Below are 18,016 nucleotides of genomic sequence, written 5' to 3' on the forward strand. Positions count from 1 at the left end.
TTGAACCGTCTATATAAATCCGCTTCTTGCGCGGATTTTTGAGAATGATTTGTAAGAATTGCAGCTTTTCCACTGAACCCACTCGAACGTGTTGGGGCTGGCCTGGCGGTCTGCACATCAGCTGGACCGCTCGCAATCGGGAGTTGAAGACGGCGCGCCACGGTGTCTCCAGGGCGAAGCGGAACCTGTTCCCTCTAACCCGCAACCGTCACAGCGGCCTCGAAGCGTTCGCGTGTGGAAGCTGCGAGGCGTCCCAAACCGAAGTGGTCCTGCATACCGCGGATGATGTCCTCATCTTCCTCCAGGCCACTGCTCCGTAGCATCCGGGCAAGTCCCGCCAATTCAGGGACCGGAATGTCTCCGTGATCCCGCCCGCCAGCCCCTCGATAGGGCGTGCTGTCGTCAGCCGTGCCATCCTGCGGCCATATGATCTGCCGTTCGCCGTCCTTGGTCGTCGGAAAGCGATTACGACCAAGCGATGCCGCGACGGTTTTCTGCACGGTCTCGCCCGAGCGCAGGAAACCATGTGCGCGGGCAATGCGTTCGACGAGGACATCGAAGTAGATAGGGCCCTCGATCGCGATGACGTGGTCAACCATGCTACGCAATGTTCCGCGGTAGCCGACGTCATAGAAACGCTCGCGGTCGGGTGTAGCAACGTTAGCGGGATCAGCCTTGACATATGTGGCCTGCTTTTGAGTAGCCTCATGCCCTTCGTTTACCGGTCCTCGCGCGTAGACTTTCGGTTGTTCGACCGGCTGTCTGTCGTCGTTTGCCGGTTCAGGCGTGACTTCGGCCTGCTCCGCATCGGCCTGCGTCTCTGCGCTCGAGAGTTCGGCGCCAACGGGCAGGTCGGGGCCATCTGCAGATGGGCTTGCCTCCAGTGGAGACGCAGCTTTATCATCTATGGCGACAATTGGACGAGAGGCACGGTCGGCCTCGAGATCAGCCATCAGCCTGGTGTGAAGCTTTTCCACTGCGGCGGATGAATCCATCCACCATTCGGTGCTCCAGATTCGCAGAACTCGCCAGCCAAGATCCGTGAGCACCATTTCACGCAGGTGGTCGCGATCGCGTGCAGTTGCGGACCGGTGATAGGCAGCTCCGTCGCATTCGACGCCGGCGAGGTAGCGCCCCGGAAAGTCCGGATGCACGATGCCGAGGTCGATCCGGAAGAACGAGACGCCCACTTGAGGATGCACTTCCCACCCCTTCTCCTGAAGGGCTCGCATCACAGCGTCCTCGAACGGCGATTCCGTGTCGCGCCCGGTTGGCGAGAACGCTTCGGCGATGGCGCGCGCGCCGTTCGCGGCGAACTCGAGAAAGTGCTTGAAGTCGACCACGCCTTTAGCGCTCGTGCGTCCCAAGTCAATCTGCTCGGGCCGCAATGTCGCGAACACCAGAAGTTCGCGGCGGGCGCGGGTGACGGCAACGTTGAGGCGGCGGTGGCCGCCCTCGCTGTTCAATGAAGAGATCTGGGCCGTGACCCGTCCGGTCTTATCTGGCCCGACGGCGACCGAGAAGATGATTACGTCGCGTTCATCGCCCTGCACGTTCTCGATGTTCTTGACGAGAATCGGCTCCCTGGTCTGGTTGCGGTCGAAATGCGGCTCCAGCGACGGGTCGGTCCGGCGGGCCTGGTCGAGCAAGTTCTCGATCAGACGCTGCTGTTCTCCGTTGAATGTGACGACGCCGATCGAATGGGTAGATATCCTCATGCGCCTGATAACCTCGGCCACGACGGCCTCAGCCTCCTTCCGGTTCACCTTGGCGCCGCCCCGCTCGTATACGCCTCCGTCGACATGAACGTAGCGCACCGCGGTATCGCGCGTCACTGGAGAGGGGAAAGTCGTCAGTTCGCCGCGATAGTATTTGACGTTCGAGAACGCGATCAGGCTCTCGTGCCGGCTGCGATAGTGCCACGACAGCCGCATGCTCGGGACGTTCGATGCCAAGCACTCATCAAGTATGCTCTGCTGGCTCTGGACTATTGAGCCGTCGTCGTCTTCATCGTCCACGCCACGCTGTCCCACGTTTGTGGGAGGCAGCTGTTCCGGATCACCAACGATCACGACCTGGCTGCCGCGCGCTATCGCTCCGATCGCGTCCCATACCAGGATTTGGGAGGCTTCGTCGAAGATTACCACATCGAAAGGTTTGGCTTCCGCGGGTAGATATTGTGCGATGGAAAGTGGGCTCATCATTACGCACGGGGCAAGTTGAGTCAGCACGGTTGGGATGCGGCCGAATAGTTGCCGAAGCGGCATCTGTCGGGCCTTCTTGTTGATTTCACGTGCAAGCGTGCCCCATTCCGGATCTTTGCCGAAGTTGGTCTGGGTCGGTATTGCCGTTCCGATGCGTGCCTTCACGATATCTCTCGCGAGCTCTGCAACTTTCCGGTCGGCGGCAACGAACGCATCGATCGTGGCCTCGTGTTTCTCTGCGAGAAAGCTACTTAGGGTCGCGTCCTCGTTCACGATGGTTTCAGCGACCCAGCGCGCATAAGCATAATCGAAGATGCTGGTGAGAACGCTGCCGTTCACGGCTCCGACTTCGACAGCATCGATAAGAGGGGAAAGTCCGGCCGCCCGTGCCGTCTGAGCGGCGGAACGCCAAGTCGCCCATTGCGGGGCCTTGTTGAGATTTGCCTTCCAGCTCGCGGTTCGTTGGAGGAGCGCCTCCACCCAGTCGGCTTCGATCTTGACGATGTCGTCTGGATCATCGAGGCCGATACATACGCCCAACTCTTTGGCCGTCCGGTGCATGGTCGGAAATGCCTTGTACATCGTCTCGAAGGCATGTCGTACCTGTCCCCCGGGCCGGAAGCGCGAGCTATCGCGCAGCAATAGATCTGTGATGTGCGAGAGAACCCGATCCGGTGCGGTTCCCTCGATCGGATAGGCATCGACCGCGTCGCGCATGCTTGCGGCCCAGTCGATCAGCCCCTGGAAACGCGACACCTCGGTCTGCACCCCGCGCCACAAGCGCTCCATGCCCCTGAAGCGCGGTTTTATGGTCTCGATTTCGCGTAGCAGGACAGCGAGATCCTGCAGCACTACAATGTCTCGGCCAATATCGTCAGGCACCTCGCCCGAACAGTATGGGCTCAGTGCTAGTCTGACCTTCTTTTTCCGGGCGCTTCGAACGAACATGTTCGACGCGCACGCCTCGAGCCACTCACGCTCGAGCGATTGCAGGTCGAGCAGCGCAGCTTTGAGATCGTATCGGACAGAGAGTTCCGATATCTTTTCCTTCACTCGGGCCACGACGTCTGCAAGATCGTACAATGCGTTCACGCGTTCTGGTGTCTCGGCTGAGAGCAAGAGCGCTCCGTCTGCGGCATCGGCATGCAGCATCAGTGAGACGAGCTTGATCAGCTGCGGCAGGAGAGCATCGTCGCCGGCGCTGCCGTCGAGCCCGATCGACGACACCAGATCGTCGGCGGCGGCCCTTACTTCACGCAGTGCGAGATGGAGGCGGTCGACCAACTGGTGAAGCGACTGCACCCAGGCCGGGCTCCAGCGGGCCTGCTCGATGCCCTTGAGCGGATGGTCGACGGGATCGCCGACGGCCTCGAGTGCAGTGCGAATATCCGCGCAAGTCTCGCGCATCCTCGCGAGGTCTTCGGGAGCGTGCATTGTCCCAGCGGGCCATGTCAGTCCGACATGCAAAAACCGTTCGCGATCGGCAATGACGCGTCCGAAGGCCTCGTAGGCCGTCATCCCGTTAGCACGACGCCGGTGCAGCGCGGAAACAAGCTTATTCAGCTGGTCGCGCCGCCGCTTCAGTTCGCTGGCGGCGGCCGACCAATGCTCTTCGGTGACAAGACCGTGTTCGCGCCAGGCGGTGGCAAGCTGGTTGAGCACACTCGACTTTTGAGCCTTGGTCGAATGGACCTCGAGGCAGTAGTTGCCAAGGCCGATCGCGTGCATGCGCTGCCTCACGACTTCCAGTGCCGCCGTCTTCTGGGACACGAACAGCACTGTCTTCTGGTGGGCAAGGCAATTGGTAATCATATTCGCGATCGTCTGGCTCTTGCCCGTACCGGGGGGGCCGAACAGCACGAAATCGGCCCCGCGTTGAGCGGCCACAACGGCGGCGACCTGCGAGGAATCGGCCGACAACGGCGTAAAGAGCTCAGCCGGATCTACGATCTGGTCGATCGTGTTCTCGGCGACGAAGGTGGCTCCCGATCCATCATAGGTGTGGGTAGGCGTGTCTATCAGATGGCGGACGACAGGATTCCGCTTCAGAATGTCCGAGCGGTCGACAAGGTCCTTCCACATCAGGTACTTCGTGAAGGACAATGTCGCGATCACGACGTGCTCGGTGACCTCCCAGCTTTTGATGCTCTTGATATGACGTCTGATTGTCTTCCAGATCCCCGCGACATCGACACCTTTGGCGTCCTGTGGCAATTCTCCTTCAAGCTCCGGTATCGACAGGTCGAAATCCTGCTTCAGCATCTGTAGCAATGTCGGATTGAATCGTGCCTCGTCCTCGTGTAGCGCCAGCCGAAATCCGGAACGCACACTTTTGCGCTCAAGCTGAACCGGAACGAGGATCAGCGGTGCGCGGTAAGGCCCCGCGCCCTCCTGTGGTGTCCACTTAAGGAAGCCTAGGCACAGATACAGGATATTTGCGCCGCCTTCCTCAAAAGCGAGGCGGGAGGCGCGGTAGAGATCGGTGAGGCGTCCGTCAAGCTCAGTCTCCGGAACGAGGGTGTGCAATTCGCCGCGGGCCATCGCCTCTTTAATGAAATCCTGGCGGACGTCGTCGTGTCGCCGTTGCGCGAGCAGAGTGGCGTCGCGCCCGTCTGTACCGTCGAGAACGGTCGCTCTGCCAAGCAGCTTAAAACGGTCCCCGCTGGAAAGCTTGTCCTCGAGCATTGCTGCATCGGGGCACTCGATCGAGATAGTGGATTTCGCGTCCCTGAAGTTCAGTAGGCGGTTCTTCAGCGTTAGATCTAAGAGGTTCCGCTTCCATATCTCGAGCCGATCCAGGCTCCGCTCGGAAACGGGCTCGCGCGGCTTGTCGAAATCCTCCTCGAACTTCGGAATTTCACCGACTTCTTGGGAGCTGGAAGCTGCGCCAGCCGGCGTTATGGTTGAGGTGCCGGAGCTGGAGAGATCAAGCGGCCGGATCTTGGCACTCCGCGCGCGCTTGACGTCAATGGCAAGCTCGAACGGCGATGTTGCGTCCTCGGCGATCAGCTTTGCACCGGCATCGACCGCTTGCTTGAAACGCCCAGGATTTGCGCCGGTGAGGATCGTCGTCTCCACCAACAGCATCTCCTCGAGCTGCACGCGTTTGCGCAGCATCTGTGGGTCATCGATTGCAAGGCTCGAGAAATCTTCATCCACGAGCCACACGCCAACGAAAGCATGGCCTTCGGTCAGGACCAGAACCGGATTGAGGCCTGCCTGTTCGAGACAGGACGCATAGAGAAGCGCCAGATCAAGGCAGGTGCCGACCTTGCGAGAAAGGATCTCGCTCGGTCCGCGAATTTGCTGGCCCGACCGTTCGAAACTCTTCGGAGGAAGAACGTAGGCGATCGAGTGGGAAACGAGCGCCGCCCAAAGAGCGTCGGCGATCTCCCAGGCTCTAGCCTTGGTCTTCTTGCGATACCCGTCCATCGCGTCGTCGCGTCCCGCCGCGGCCAGCTTGCTTGAGGCTTCCCGCAAGATGACGTCGACGCTGGGATCTGTGGGTCTGACGAAGGCCGCCAACAGTTCGGGCGCGGCATTGACACCGCCCCAGTGCGACGGCGGCAGCAGATTGACCTCGCTGGCATTCTCGACAAGGGTTTCGCCAGCCGCTTCCACACGGATGCGCAACTCGGCTCGTCTCGAGGCATTGATAGCTGCTAAGAATGCCGGGTCCAGTTTCAGATCCAGGCTACGGATATGGTGTGTCGCCCCGGCCGCGATTTGTTCAATATGCCAGACCCCCGGCGTCATGAACGCGGGTTCTGACGTGAGGTGCACCGAAAGCTCCCTCAGGTCGCGGCCTTCACGATTTTCGAGCGCCAGTTCGCGGATAATCGGGACCGCGTTCTGATAAAAAGCAACATTGATGTTGTCCGCGGCGGTGCAAACTACCTTCAGCGTTCCGCCCACCGATCCCCCAGCCCGTGTCTGCTCCACCCTCTGCCCCCAAATGCTACGTTACAAAAAACATCGCAGGATTGATAAAAATGCCCGCGTACCCTCCTTTTTGGCACGCTGCGCACCAATGTCTTCACGCAATTAGCAATATAGGCTGGGTCACTTCTGCAATTCGAGAGTATTCCGGAGTTGTGCATCGGAAAATGGAATAACGCGCTCCTCCGGGAATGCGCCCGCCAAGGACTATGGGCACACGCTCGCCTCGTGAGCGGAAACGCGCATCGCAGCAACAAAATCAATAGATTAGAAGATGTTCCGTACGTTCTGGACACTGGTCCCAGGAATCCCGCTGTCAAGCAGCTAATCTCGGAACTTGGTATTCGACCAACCGCAAGAGGGTTGTTGCGAGCCCCACGATTCGAACTTTCTCATGGCCGACGATCGCGGCAGCCAACGGAAGTTGCCCGCAGATAGGCGACCCGAAGTGAAACGGGTGACGGGCGCGATAAGCGGCGTGGGCTGCCTCCGTAGCTCGGTTTGACCCAACGCTATTTGACGAGCGTCTGACGGCGCCAACTCTCCACGGCCTTGTCGAGCGCGGCTGCAGCCCTTGGATCCGCCCAGCGGTCCCAAAACTCAATCGTGCCGCTAAGCGGTTCGTTGGTCGGCTTTGCGATCCGGATGCGTGTAGGTAATAAGATCGCATCGCCGACCACGAGGGCCTCGCCGGTGTCGAGCACGGGCAGCAGATCACCAAACCCGCCCAGACTATCGGGCAGCAGGCGGCGTACCACCGTCTGATCGTCACCATTGGTCAAGCGCATGGCAATCAAATTGTTGCACTGACTCACGACGGTGCGATTCACTTCGGCGGGCCGCTGGCTGATGACGACAAGGCCAACGCCATATTTTCGGCCTTCCTTGGCAATGCGCTCAAAGGTCGCGATCGCATTCTCGGCGGCGCCGGAGGTCGCGTCCTGGGGAATATAGAGATGCGCCTCGTCGCAGAACAGCGCCACTGGATGACGCGCCCCCTGCGGACTCCACTGCTGCACATGAAAGACCATACGGGCAACCATGCCGACGATCAGCGGCAGAATGTCCGAGGGTACTTCGGAAAAGTCGATCACCTTTACCCCGCCGCGGCCTCCCTTGGCAGCTCGTCCGCCTAGGAGCAACGTGACTGCTTCATCGAGCCACTCATAGCCATCGGCGACGCCCGCTGCCGGAAATAAGAACCCGAGTCGACGATCTGTGCGCTTGCCTTCGAGGCGCTGAATCAAGCGGCTGAGCTTCCCGTGAAAGTCGCCCTGCTTTTCGGTCCTGACGCCTGGCACCATTTCCGTATTCAGACGATCGAGTTCCGCGAGCACCGATGCCATCGCAAAAGGGACGGGGCTGTCGATCGTGAAGTTGGCGAGGACATCAGTGTGGCCCCCTGCAGTCAGGAAGCTGGTCTTCGCATCGACGATCGCACGGGACATAACCATGGCCTGATTAGGCGCGTTTTGGTCGCTGCGGTCGACGAACATCGAGACTAGCGCTTCGTAGCTCATCAGCCAGTAGGGAAGGTGAAGCACGCCGTCAGTGAGGCCTTTGTCCGCATCAATATCGCCCGGACCCGCGACTCGAAGATGCACGAAACCGTCGCCGGCCATGGATGCATATTCGCCGTGCATGTCGAACACGATAGCGTTTGCGCTTTCAAGCTCGGCCACTTGTTCCAGGAGACGCGCTGTCGTCCAGGATTTACCGGAGCCAGTACTGCCGACGACGAGGGCGTGGCGCTGGAAAAGCCTGTTGCCGTTGACGAAAGCCTGCGCGTTGGGATCGAGAGTGTAAGCGCCGAGCGACAGACGCTGAGCTCCCCCAGTCACCTCAGAGATGACGCCCATGAAGCGGGTCAGCCGTTCGCCCTCAAGTGCGAAACAGCATGCATCGATTTCCGGAACCGTTTCGAGCGTACGCCGGAATACGTTGGCCCGCGTCCCGTCCCGGTCGAGCAGAGTTCCAATCAATGTGATGCGGACCAGATTAACCTCGGGATGAGCCTCGTCGGCACGCTCCACGTCGGCCACTTTCGCTTCCTCGAGCGCGGTGCGCGTGATCTTGTGGATAACGCCAATCAGCTTGTGGCCGGCCAAGCTGCTTTGGAGCGCGACCAGCCGATTGACCTGTAGTGCACGCAATGCATCGACATCATCGACGCGAACAATCACGGTGGCGGTATCGACCGATTGGACACGTCCGAGCGCCTCTGCATCGGCAAAGTCGAGCATGCTCATGCGGGTATTCCTGTTATGTGGTCGAGAAATCGGTCGAGGCGCCACAGCGGCTTGTCTAGGTCGAATCCTGCTGGCGCATCGTGCGTATATGCGCGAGCGCCTGCGGCGCTGTCTTCGATGGCGAGATAGCGGCGGCAACGGCCGCCGGTCAGAAAGGCCTTAGCGCTGACCGTCAGCTCCTTTGTGATCACGACCAGCGGTATGGAATTATAGTCGCAACGCTCAATAAGCTTGGTCTGGACATGCTCATCATTAAAACCGTAGCCGACGCAGAAATAAGAGCGGGCATTCTCCAGCGCGTTGTCGCTGCAGCTCAGGATTGTGCGGAACGGCTCGCCATGGGTCAGGCGGTACTTGTCAATTCCCGGCGTGATCATGAGCGGCGTATAGGCCGCCGGGATTGGGAGGGCGCTTCTCACGCCAACGATCTGGTTGGCTGCGTCCTGGAACCAATCGAGGGAGCCATGGACCTTCCAGATCGCCACCGTGCGCGACGGCCGCCCGTTCACGGTGACACGGGTATTGGGCGCCCGCGCCCGGGTCTGCAGATAGCCATGGTTGAAGCCCGTGAACGTGCTAACATCGGCCGCGTCGGCGGCGTATTCCGCGAGCCGGTCATAATTGGGCGTGACGACATGGATCGTCGTGTGCGTGCTGTCGAAGAGGTGCCGATAAAGCCTGGTTAGCGGCAAGGTGTGGCGATCGGCCAATAGCGATGCGAGGACAGCCAGGTCGGAAGGCAGCAGAAATTCCCGTGTAGCGCCTGCAATGAATTGGGTTTGGCGTTCGGTAGGACGTACCGCCTGTAGCGCGCTTTCAAGATCGGTGCCGGCCTTGAGATGACCAATGAACGACGTCCATTCGGCATTCTCTTCAGCTGTCCATCTAGAGGGAAGCGACGCGGCAGACAAATGCTTTGCCAGCGCTCCCATTCCCGGCACACCATGCGCCGCCGAGGCGCCACTCCCGAGGATGATCACTGGGGTGGCGCTCAGCGCGCTCTGGGCAAATTCCTGCGCGATCTCGGCCTTGCTCTTGGCCGCCATGCATTTCTTCCTTGATCAGACTGAGTGGGCTGCGGCGATCAGCTGAGATGCGCTTTGGGCTATCATGCAAGCATGATCCGGTTAGCCTCGAGACCGCGGTAGGCGCTGGTGCGGCAGCTCAAAATGATGATCTGCATGCGCTGGGCGGCTTCGGTCAATATCTCCAGCATGACTTCGAAGCGATCGTCATCCGCAAACACCAGCGCGTCATCGAGCACAAGCGAGGCAGGTTTTCCGTTCTCGATGAGTAGGTCCGCAAAGGCGATGCGCGTGAGGACGGCAAGCTGTTCCTGGGTCCCCTTGCTGAGATCATCGGTGGCTTCTTCGCGGCCGGCGCGCAACAGCTGCATCGGACGGAGATCCTCCGCGAATGTGATCGATGCATTGGGCAAGAGCCGGCCGACGAAGGGCGTGACGCGCTGTGTGATGGGTGCAAGAAGACGACGGGCAGCATCGCGTTGCGCTTCGCGGATGGTCTCCGCGAGCATTGCGAGCATCTCGGCTTCCTCCTTCAGCCGGGCATGTGCTGCGGTCGCAGCCTCCGCGAGCTCGGCGGCGGCTGCCGCCCGGCTGGTCGGCCCCGTGCCGCCGAGTGTCTTGGCGCGTTCTTCGAGCTGGGCGATTTCGCTCACAAGAACAAGCCTGTCAGTGGCCAGTCGCTCGCCTCGCTTGCGTAGATTGTCGCGACGCTGCACCAGCACGGTCTCGTCGAGCCCTTCGACGGCGCGCCGCGCTTCGTCGCGAGCAACGATCGCACGCGCTTCGGTTGCCTTTGCAGCCGCCAATGCGGCGCCGAGTGCAATATCGTCGAAAGCTTCGAGCTCGGTCGCGAGTTGGTCACCGAGCCGTGAAACGTCTGCTACAGCGCGCTCGACCTGACCCGCCAGGCGAACATGGGCGAGCTGCGCCTCCTGCAGCGTCTCGAGCGCAGCCTGGCGACGACCCTCGGCTTCTCGTTCAGCGGTGCGCGCGGCCCGCCAGGCTTCTTCGAAATCGCCTTCAGTTCGATCGGTGCCATCCTCGGCGAGCTGTGCTGGCCGGTCTGTGGCTGCGAGCGCGCCGCGCAGCGAATCCAGGCCTGCGGCAATGCCGAGCTCCGGATCCTCGGGACAGGAGGCCGCAAGTCGAGCCGACAGCACAGAGACCGCTTGGGTCGCTTCCACACGCGCTCGCGCCGTCTCCTTGGCGGTGATTGTATCGGTACAGCCGACCTCGGCGAGAAACGCGGCGAGATCCTGTTCTACTGCACGAAGTCGGGCTTGTGCAGGGGCTCCAGAAGCAGGCGGCGTAACCGTCACGCTTCCGATACCTTCGAACACGAGAGTCTGGGTGTCGGTCACGAAGACGCGCCTGCTGCCCTCTACCAGAGCGCCGTTCAGGCGAACTTGCGGCGCCGTCTGCAGCAAATCGATCTTGATGAGGGCCGCGCCAGCGGTGGCGGCCGCTTTGGCTTCGACGAGGGTCTGTTCGAGGTCCTGCAACCGCGCGCTCGCTTCCAGCGTCATCCGAATCGCCGCGACTTCGCCGCGACGCGCCTGGAGCTCGGCTGCAATCCTTTCGGCGGCCTCGAGGCGGGCAAAGGCTGCGGCAAGCGCGTGCTGGCGCATTCGCGCAGTTCGCGCTTGTTGCGCTGAAAGCCTGTCTTCCTCGGCCATGCGCAAGGCGACCCGAGCGGTCTCGAGTGTTGCGGCCGCCTCACTTTCGGCCTGCTCGGCCGATCCCTGAACGGCGTCATGATCCGCGGCGACCTGACGTACGGTCACTGCGGTCCGCTCGGCGCGCTCCGATTGGTCGCGTAACTCGCGCCGAGATACCTCACGGGCTTCCAATCGCACGCGTTCGCCGGTCGCTTCGCGCAGCAATGCTTCGGCAGTGCGCAATGCTTGTCCCGCGGCCTTCGCGCGATCGATATCGGCCTCCAGTTGGGCGAGACGTTCGCCCTGTTCGGGATCCTCGAGTTCGCGAACTAACCGCCGTTGCTCGTTACGCTTCGACTCGAGTCGATTGAGCACTGTATCGAACTGCTCCAGCTCGGCCTGTGCAACGCGCGCCTCTTCGCATGCGGCAGTTGCTCTTTCCTGAGCCTCAAGGAGGCGGCGGGCGGGGCGGCCCGTCGGGGTCTGAAAATCAGCAAGATTTCGTTCAATGGCCTGCAGCACTGTAGTCGTACGCTGGCCGCCGGTTACAACGCCGACCTCGCTGGCCAGGACCTCCTCAAGCGTCCGGCGGGCACCTTGCCCCGGGACTCCAAACACGAAGGACTGGCCTTGCTCTACCCAAAGCAACCCTAGCGCCCCGCGACTATCATCGTCGGCGCCGCGATTGCCAGCGCGGGCGAACCCAAGTAGCGCTTGCAGGCGTTCCTCGGCTTCGTCGCCAGTCGCGCGCCCATTGGGCCCTTCGAGCTCCACCGAAGCGTTCTGGAGGAAGCGTTTGCGCAGCCTCCAGACATCGCCCCTGATCTCGAAAGTCAAATCGACAGAGGGCGCTACATCGTCGCCATGCGGCCGAAACGAACGAATGCGATCGCTTCGCGATCCATGCCGTTCGAACAACACTGCTCGCAATGCCTCAAGCGCTGTCGACTTGCCTGCTTCATTTTGGTCGCACACCAGGTTCAAGCCGGCCTTGAAGCCGGCCAGCCGGATCGGCCGGCGAAACTTTCGGAAATTATCGATAGCGAGGTCGCGGATCAGCATCAGTGTGCCTCCGCGCGGGCGGCTCGGCGCTGTTCGACATAAAGGCGCTCGAGCGCGGCGGCAGCGCGCTTGGCGAGCACACCGCCTTCCGCAGACAAGGCCTGCAGGCGTTCGGCAGCCACGTGCAGCACGCCATGGGCATCGATGTCAGCGAGGTCCGCATCGGTCGGACGCGCATAGAGATCGTCGAGATTGAGGTCAAGCCAGCGCACTTCGTGCGCCAGCTCTCCTTCGAGCCGGTCGCGTAGAACCACTCGCTCTGCGAGTGTGAGAAGGCCAGATAATTTAAGACGCAAGATAAGGTTTCGACGCTCGACGGCAGGGGCCAGACCGGCGAGCAAGACGTTCAGGTCGGCCGCGCTGCTGAGCGACCAAGTTTCCGCTCTCCAATGGTAGCGCCCGGTCGATAGGTCCGCTACACTTGGCCTTTCGAACCCTAGGTCCACGCAAAGCGCGACGCCGCTCACCTCGCGGCCGAAATCATCAGGTTCAGGCGTTCCAGAATAATAGGTGTTGGGATCGATTTCGTGCCGGCTGTGCCAGTCGCCGAGTGCAAGATAGGTGAGGCCGGACCGGCGCGCTCGATCCGGCGCAATCAGGTTTCCAGCCGTTCCGCGGGAACCGAAATCTCGGATTGGACCATGTGCGAGACCGATGCGCTTCGCGCCCGCGGGGGTTTCCGCGAAATCGAACCATGCAGTCGGGTCTTCTAGCGCCCGCTTGAACTGCAGCGGGGCAGGGAGCAGCCAGAATCCATCCTTGAGTTCGAGAGGCCGTGGTTCGAGGCACACGGTTACAGTGTCGGGCACCTCGCCGATGAGACGGCTCCAGAGACCGTCGGCACGCGCCGGATCGTGATTGCCCGGAAGCAGGACCCAGCGTATATCTGATGCGGCCTTCATGCGCGTGAGCGCCTGACGATAGACGCGGTCACCTGGTTCTGGACTATCGAACACATCGCCGGCCACCAGCACGAGGTCTGCGCCTTCGCGGCGCGCCGCGGCGGCAAGCGTGTCAATCGCATCGAGACGCGCTTCGAATAGAGCAGTGCGAGCTTGGTCGGGCACTCGTCCAAACGGCTTACCGAGCTGCCAGTCCGACGTGTGTATGAATCGCATCAACTTCCCTCGCCCAAATCCGGATCAGTGCTATCGTGCGCCTAGCGGAAAGCATGAAGCATTATCCCCTCCAGTTCTCTATTGAAGGGGAAGGCTCCGGCCGCGCTTTTTGAAAGGTCAGCTAAGCGCTGGTCCGCTCAGCCGGTGAACTGCTTGTGCCGCGGCAAGGTAGTGCTCAAACCCATCGGGGTCCCGCGGCGATGCTTGTCGAAATCGTAGTGCACTCGATAATTCCTTCTCAATATGCATCGCTCTTATTCCGTTCCTGATGATCGAGCAAGCGAATCCCTGTGGGTGTCATCGCTTCCGCGTCGAGCGGCCAATGCGCTGCAAGCAGCGGACAGATAACCGTCCAGATCAAATAGCCAAACCATCGTGCGCCCAACCAAACTGGGCTGCGGTAATCACCAGGTCGTCGGAAAGCTCCACCATTTCCCTCAAGTCGCACTCGATAACGTCCGTTCTTGCTGTCCCAATGCAAGTCCGAGCTCACCGTATCGAGCCTGATCTCCTTTATGATCTCGAGGTTATGGGGATGTTCGAGTGACGATCTGCCGCAAATGACGCTGCATCATATTCGCCGTCGAGAAGTTTTGTCTCGCGTCAGCCCCCACCCAAGCGTCCGGAAAGCTGCTTCAATGGGCGCTGTCGCGCAGTATTTCTGCAACGAAGAGTCGGCAAGGGGCGCGCCTGTCTGACGCTGCCGCCAACGCTGCTGAGCAGCACCTTCTCGGGTCCTCTGCATGTGCCTGCGCAGGCGGCGCAAGGATCAACTCGGTTACGCGAATCGGTTAGAATCGGTCACCCGCTAGCGTCGGCATCGTCTCCATGACCGGCTCACGCCGGGCTCCACGCAAGCGCAACTGCAAAGAGCAGTTGGAGCAGCGGGCTTCCACCCGCCAAACCATGGAGAACCAAAATGGGAGATGATCCCAATTCGGGGCCAAAGCGCGTGCACGTGAACGCGTACACGCGACTACGCCATGGACGCCGTGAGCACGTTTGTGAGCACTGGCGTTCTTGGCCGCGTCAACTCGACTTTGGCTTTTGAGGTCGGACGGCAAAACTGGCCAGCCGACAGAGTAGGGGAGCGGAGTTGCCCTCCGTCTCAAGAGAGGCGAAGCCCGGCTTTTCTGCCGGGCTTCGCTGCTTTCGGATTGCTGCGGTTCTTTGGTTTTGCTGAAGGCCGTACCTTCGGCGTTTTGCCTTAACGGGAGCGAGGGAGATCTTAGCGCGCTTTGCAAATCCGCGATCGGATTACTCCCGCGCTCCTGTCAAAGACGGATCGGCTATCCAGCCTTTCGTTTAACAATCTTCACAAGCGCGTCGTCGATTCTGCTCTGCCAATTGGGGCCGCCAGCCTTGAAATGATCTAGAACAACGAGGCTGAGCCGCAGCGAAACCAGCTTCTTCGTAGACGCCTTATTGGGGCCGCGGCCCTTTCGCATCGTTGGGAAGACCTCGTGGATGGCTTTTGCCTTTGCAAAGTCGCGATTAGTCCATTCGGGGTTATCGCTTACAGCACGCATATCGCTGGCGGTATAGCGCTTCTTAGCGACGATTCGCTTCATAGAGCTCCCTTTCTGCTTTACTGGCTGGGCGCATGCTGATGATGCTGACGGTCTCCTTGCCGTACATCGCGAAATAGCGTCGCGAATATTCACGCCGATGCGCGATAACGGTCTCGCTTGGCTTCCAAGACGACAGCCGTATCGAAGAACTTCTCGTTGAGATCGGCGAAATCCATCCCGTGCTTGCCGAGATTGGCGAGCCGCTTTGGTTCGTCCCAAATGATCTTCACGAATTATTTCGTAGCTAAGATAGTAGGATGTCAGGAGCAAGACGTGGCCGTATTTCGGCGGACCTGCATTGCAGGTCGGGCAAGGTACATCAATCCTATCGAGGGCGCGGCTGAGGCCAAGTACAAACGCTTTCGTCATCCGGACGATCCCAACTTCCCTGGGACGTATCACATACATTCGGCCCCCTGTGTGTTGCTGTTTGCGTTGGCGGCAGGAGTGGAGATCGACTGGCTTCGTATGTGGCCAGAACGCGACATGCTTCAGCAAATCAACTCGGAATCTCTATCCGGGCAGAGCGGCCTACTTGAGGGCTGCGTGATCCATATCTTGTAAGTCAACAGCACGTCTGCCGCTATCGTCACCGGACGATTACAGAGCGTCCCCCTATCCATCCGCTGGATGCCGAGCGTCAAGCGCGCGCGGTATGACCTACATCAGACGCGGACTTGTTTCAAAGATCATCGGTCTTGTTGCGAAGGCGACATCACTGACGAGCAACTGCAGGGAATGCGCGCCGCGTCCGATGGCCTGGATCCTGCACAACATTCGCCCCGTGGAAGCAGTGCGACAACGTCGGTCATTCGGCCTTCGTTGCAAGTTGGCGCGCGCGTTGTGTGTTCGTGAGGTGATATGAGACCTGAACTTTTGTTTTGGGGGACGGCAACGGCAGCGCTCGTTGCAAGCGGGGTCGTCAATTCGGCAGATTTTAAGCCGGCAGTAAAGGTCCCGCCTGTCTTATGGAGCTGGACCGGAGGATATTTCGGCGGGCAGGTCGGCGGGGGCTACGGCCGGACATCATTTAGTGATCCCTACGGTCCCTCGATCTATGGCGACGTGGTCGAAACCCCTGTATTCCTGGCAGGAGCGCAGATCGGTTACAATTGGCAGAGAGACCACTGGATCTTTGGCCTTGAATTGGATGTCAGCGGCGGCATCTCGGACGGTGCAAACACCTGTCTTGCCGCTTCCGGTGTTCTCGTGAGCGCAAACTGCAACGCAAGTCCGGACGTCTTCGTCACCGGGACCGGCCGGCTGGGTTATGCCTTTGGCCCGCAGGGCCGCACGCTTGCCTATTTCAAAGCAGGTGTGGCCTGGCAACACAACCACGGCGATATCGCCAACGGTAACGAGTTTCGTAGCAAGCCATACCCCTCCGGATGGGCGCCACAGAATGCAACCCATTTTGACTATGGTCGTTGGGGAGGCATCATCGGCGCGGGTGTCGAACACGCGCTCACGCCGGCGTGGTCGGTCAGTCTCGAATATGATTATCTGAAGTTCGGCGGACCAAGTGTGGCAACCCCTTCGACGCTAGAATATCCACCCTTGGCAACGGTGCCAGCTAACACCGCTCACCTGACCAGCGGCTACCAGATCGGCAAGATCGCTCTGAACTACCATTTTGACGCCGATGCATTGACGCCGCGATGGCCGGATACGCCGCTCTATCCGATAAAGCCGACCTTTAGCGCGCCGGCTATTCCCTTCGCCGCAGGCTGGTCGCTTGAAAGCGGCACACGGCTCTGGCTGAGCCGAGGAAAATTTCAATGGGAAAATGGTCCGCCCGGTCTTGTGTCGAGGCTGACCTATCACAAGCTGGATGGGATTTCCGGTGAGTTGTTCGAACGGGTTGACAGCCCCTGGGGGATCTTCCTGAAGGGCAATATCGGATTCGGGCTCTTTAACAGCGGGAATGAGAATGATGAAGATTGGGGCTTAGTTTGGGACGCCGGCGATCCCATGGCCTATACCAACACGATCTCGGGTCAGGCAAACGGAAGGTTCATGTACTACACGGCCGATGCGGGCTATGATTTTTTGCGTGGGAGCACGTACAAGATCGGTGGGTTCACCGGCTGGACCTATTACGGCCAAAAGTCCGATTCGACAGGATGCGTTCGGATCGCGTCGCTTCAATGTCTCGCGCCGGGCGATCAAAGGACAATTGGCAGCCAAGATACCAACTGGAATGCGCTGCGCATCGGCCTCACCGCTGAGACCATGTTTCTCGATCGTTGGCGCGTGAGCGCCGATGTCGCCTATTTGCCCTGGACGGATTTCCAGGGGCGCGACAATCATCTGCTGCGCGACCTCACGACCTTCATCGATCATCGCGGGAGTGGTGGCCATGGGGTACAAATAGAAGGCGTTCTATCGTACCTCATCACCAGCAATTTCAGCGTCGGCGTCGGCGGCCGTTACTGGGCGATGTGGAGTCCGAGAGATAGTGAGCAATTCGCCACCCAAGCCGAGCAGGCGCGCACCTTTCCCGTCACCTCTGGGCCCTACCTTGCGAACTATCGCATGGAACGATGGGGCACGTTCCTGCAGGTCTCCTACAAGTTTCACTAAACTCGTTCCCCCCTCGCTCTACGCGTCGAAAGACACCGACTAGAGGGCGACCATCAAAGGCGAAAGCTTAGGTGCCGTGCCTCGAGTCGGCCGGAGGCTGCAAACTGCAAGCTTTTGAGCCGTCAAAGCTCAAAAGCTTTCATCGTTATGACGGGAGGCCAGGCGCTGCCGGCGGTTAGAATGATGTGCTTTAGCCGACAGATCTGCCATTACGCTCCCCTACATCCCAAATGCGTGATTGGCCTTTGATAAAATGGCGTTCGATCACGGTCAGATGCGGCAACTGCAAATCGCGCGTCGATTTCTCTATTGCAAGCTCCTGGTCTCAAGATCGTTCTGCACTCGCGCCACAGCCGCCATTTCTACGCTCGCGCAAGTTTAACGGTTGTGAAACGTCGATCGCAGCTTTCTGCAGCCTAGACCGCCGAGCTGACCACAAACCGAACAGCGGCATCCTGCTGGGACCTTGCACAAGTTCTCGAACTGGCGCTGATCGCGGCCACCCATGCACTTGGTCATCTCATTCCAGAAAGTGGGCAGGCCAGCAACGCGCTGGGCGGGTGCAACTGTGATTCGCAAGAAGGAGTCTCTCGATAGCCGCACCTGT

At 60.1% G+C, this 18,016-nt stretch carries 8 protein-coding genes; 1 reads left to right on the forward strand and 7 read right to left on the reverse strand.

Features of this window, described 5'->3' with window-relative positions:
- Nucleotides 1–194 precede the first annotated feature (194 nt).
- The 7 genes from YUU_RS0108685 to YUU_RS62640 form a co-directional block, all read right to left on the reverse strand.
- Nucleotides 195–6,119, reverse strand: coding sequence for a DUF3320 domain-containing protein (locus YUU_RS0108685; RefSeq protein ID WP_027522031.1), 5,925 nt, complete (start codon nucleotides 6,117–6,119; stop codon nucleotides 195–197).
- A 536-nt stretch (nucleotides 6,120–6,655) separates the two neighbouring features.
- Nucleotides 6,656–8,392: an ATP-binding protein gene (locus YUU_RS0108690; RefSeq protein ID WP_027522032.1), complete on the reverse strand. Its 1,737-nt coding sequence runs from the start codon at nucleotides 8,390–8,392 to the stop codon at nucleotides 6,656–6,658.
- A complete protein-coding gene (locus YUU_RS0108695) occupies nucleotides 8,389–9,438 on the reverse strand; it encodes an SIR2 family protein (RefSeq protein ID WP_051389667.1) in 1,050 nt (349 codons plus the stop codon). The genes YUU_RS0108690 and YUU_RS0108695 overlap by 4 nt, the downstream gene beginning before the upstream one ends.
- Before the next feature lie 62 nt (nucleotides 9,439–9,500).
- Nucleotides 9,501–12,137, reverse strand: a complete 2,637-nt coding sequence (locus YUU_RS0108700; RefSeq protein ID WP_027522034.1) for an AAA family ATPase — start codon at nucleotides 12,135–12,137, stop codon at nucleotides 9,501–9,503.
- A complete protein-coding gene (locus tag YUU_RS0108705; RefSeq protein ID WP_027522035.1) occupies nucleotides 12,137–13,255 on the reverse strand; it encodes a DNA repair exonuclease in 1,119 nt (372 codons plus the stop codon). The genes YUU_RS0108700 and YUU_RS0108705 overlap by 1 nt, the downstream gene beginning before the upstream one ends.
- Before the next feature lie 1,289 nt (nucleotides 13,256–14,544).
- A complete protein-coding gene (locus YUU_RS0108715; RefSeq protein ID WP_027522036.1) occupies nucleotides 14,545–14,826 on the reverse strand; it encodes a BrnA antitoxin family protein in 282 nt (93 codons plus the stop codon).
- A gap of 89 nt (nucleotides 14,827–14,915) precedes the next feature.
- Entirely contained in the window at nucleotides 14,916–15,056 is a 141-nt protein-coding gene (locus YUU_RS62640) for a hypothetical protein (RefSeq protein WP_371260476.1), read from the reverse strand.
- 631 nt (nucleotides 15,057–15,687) lie between these two features.
- Here YUU_RS62640 and YUU_RS50420 point away from each other — a divergent pair.
- Complete coding sequence (locus YUU_RS50420) at nucleotides 15,688–17,409, forward strand: outer membrane beta-barrel protein (protein ID WP_084801374.1); 1,722 nt, start codon at nucleotides 15,688–15,690, stop codon at nucleotides 17,407–17,409.
- Nucleotides 17,410–18,016: the final 607 nt, after the last annotated feature.

Origin of the sequence: Bradyrhizobium sp. Ec3.3 (assembly GCF_000472925.1) — a bacterium.
GTDB lineage: Bacteria > Pseudomonadota > Alphaproteobacteria > Rhizobiales > Xanthobacteraceae > Bradyrhizobium.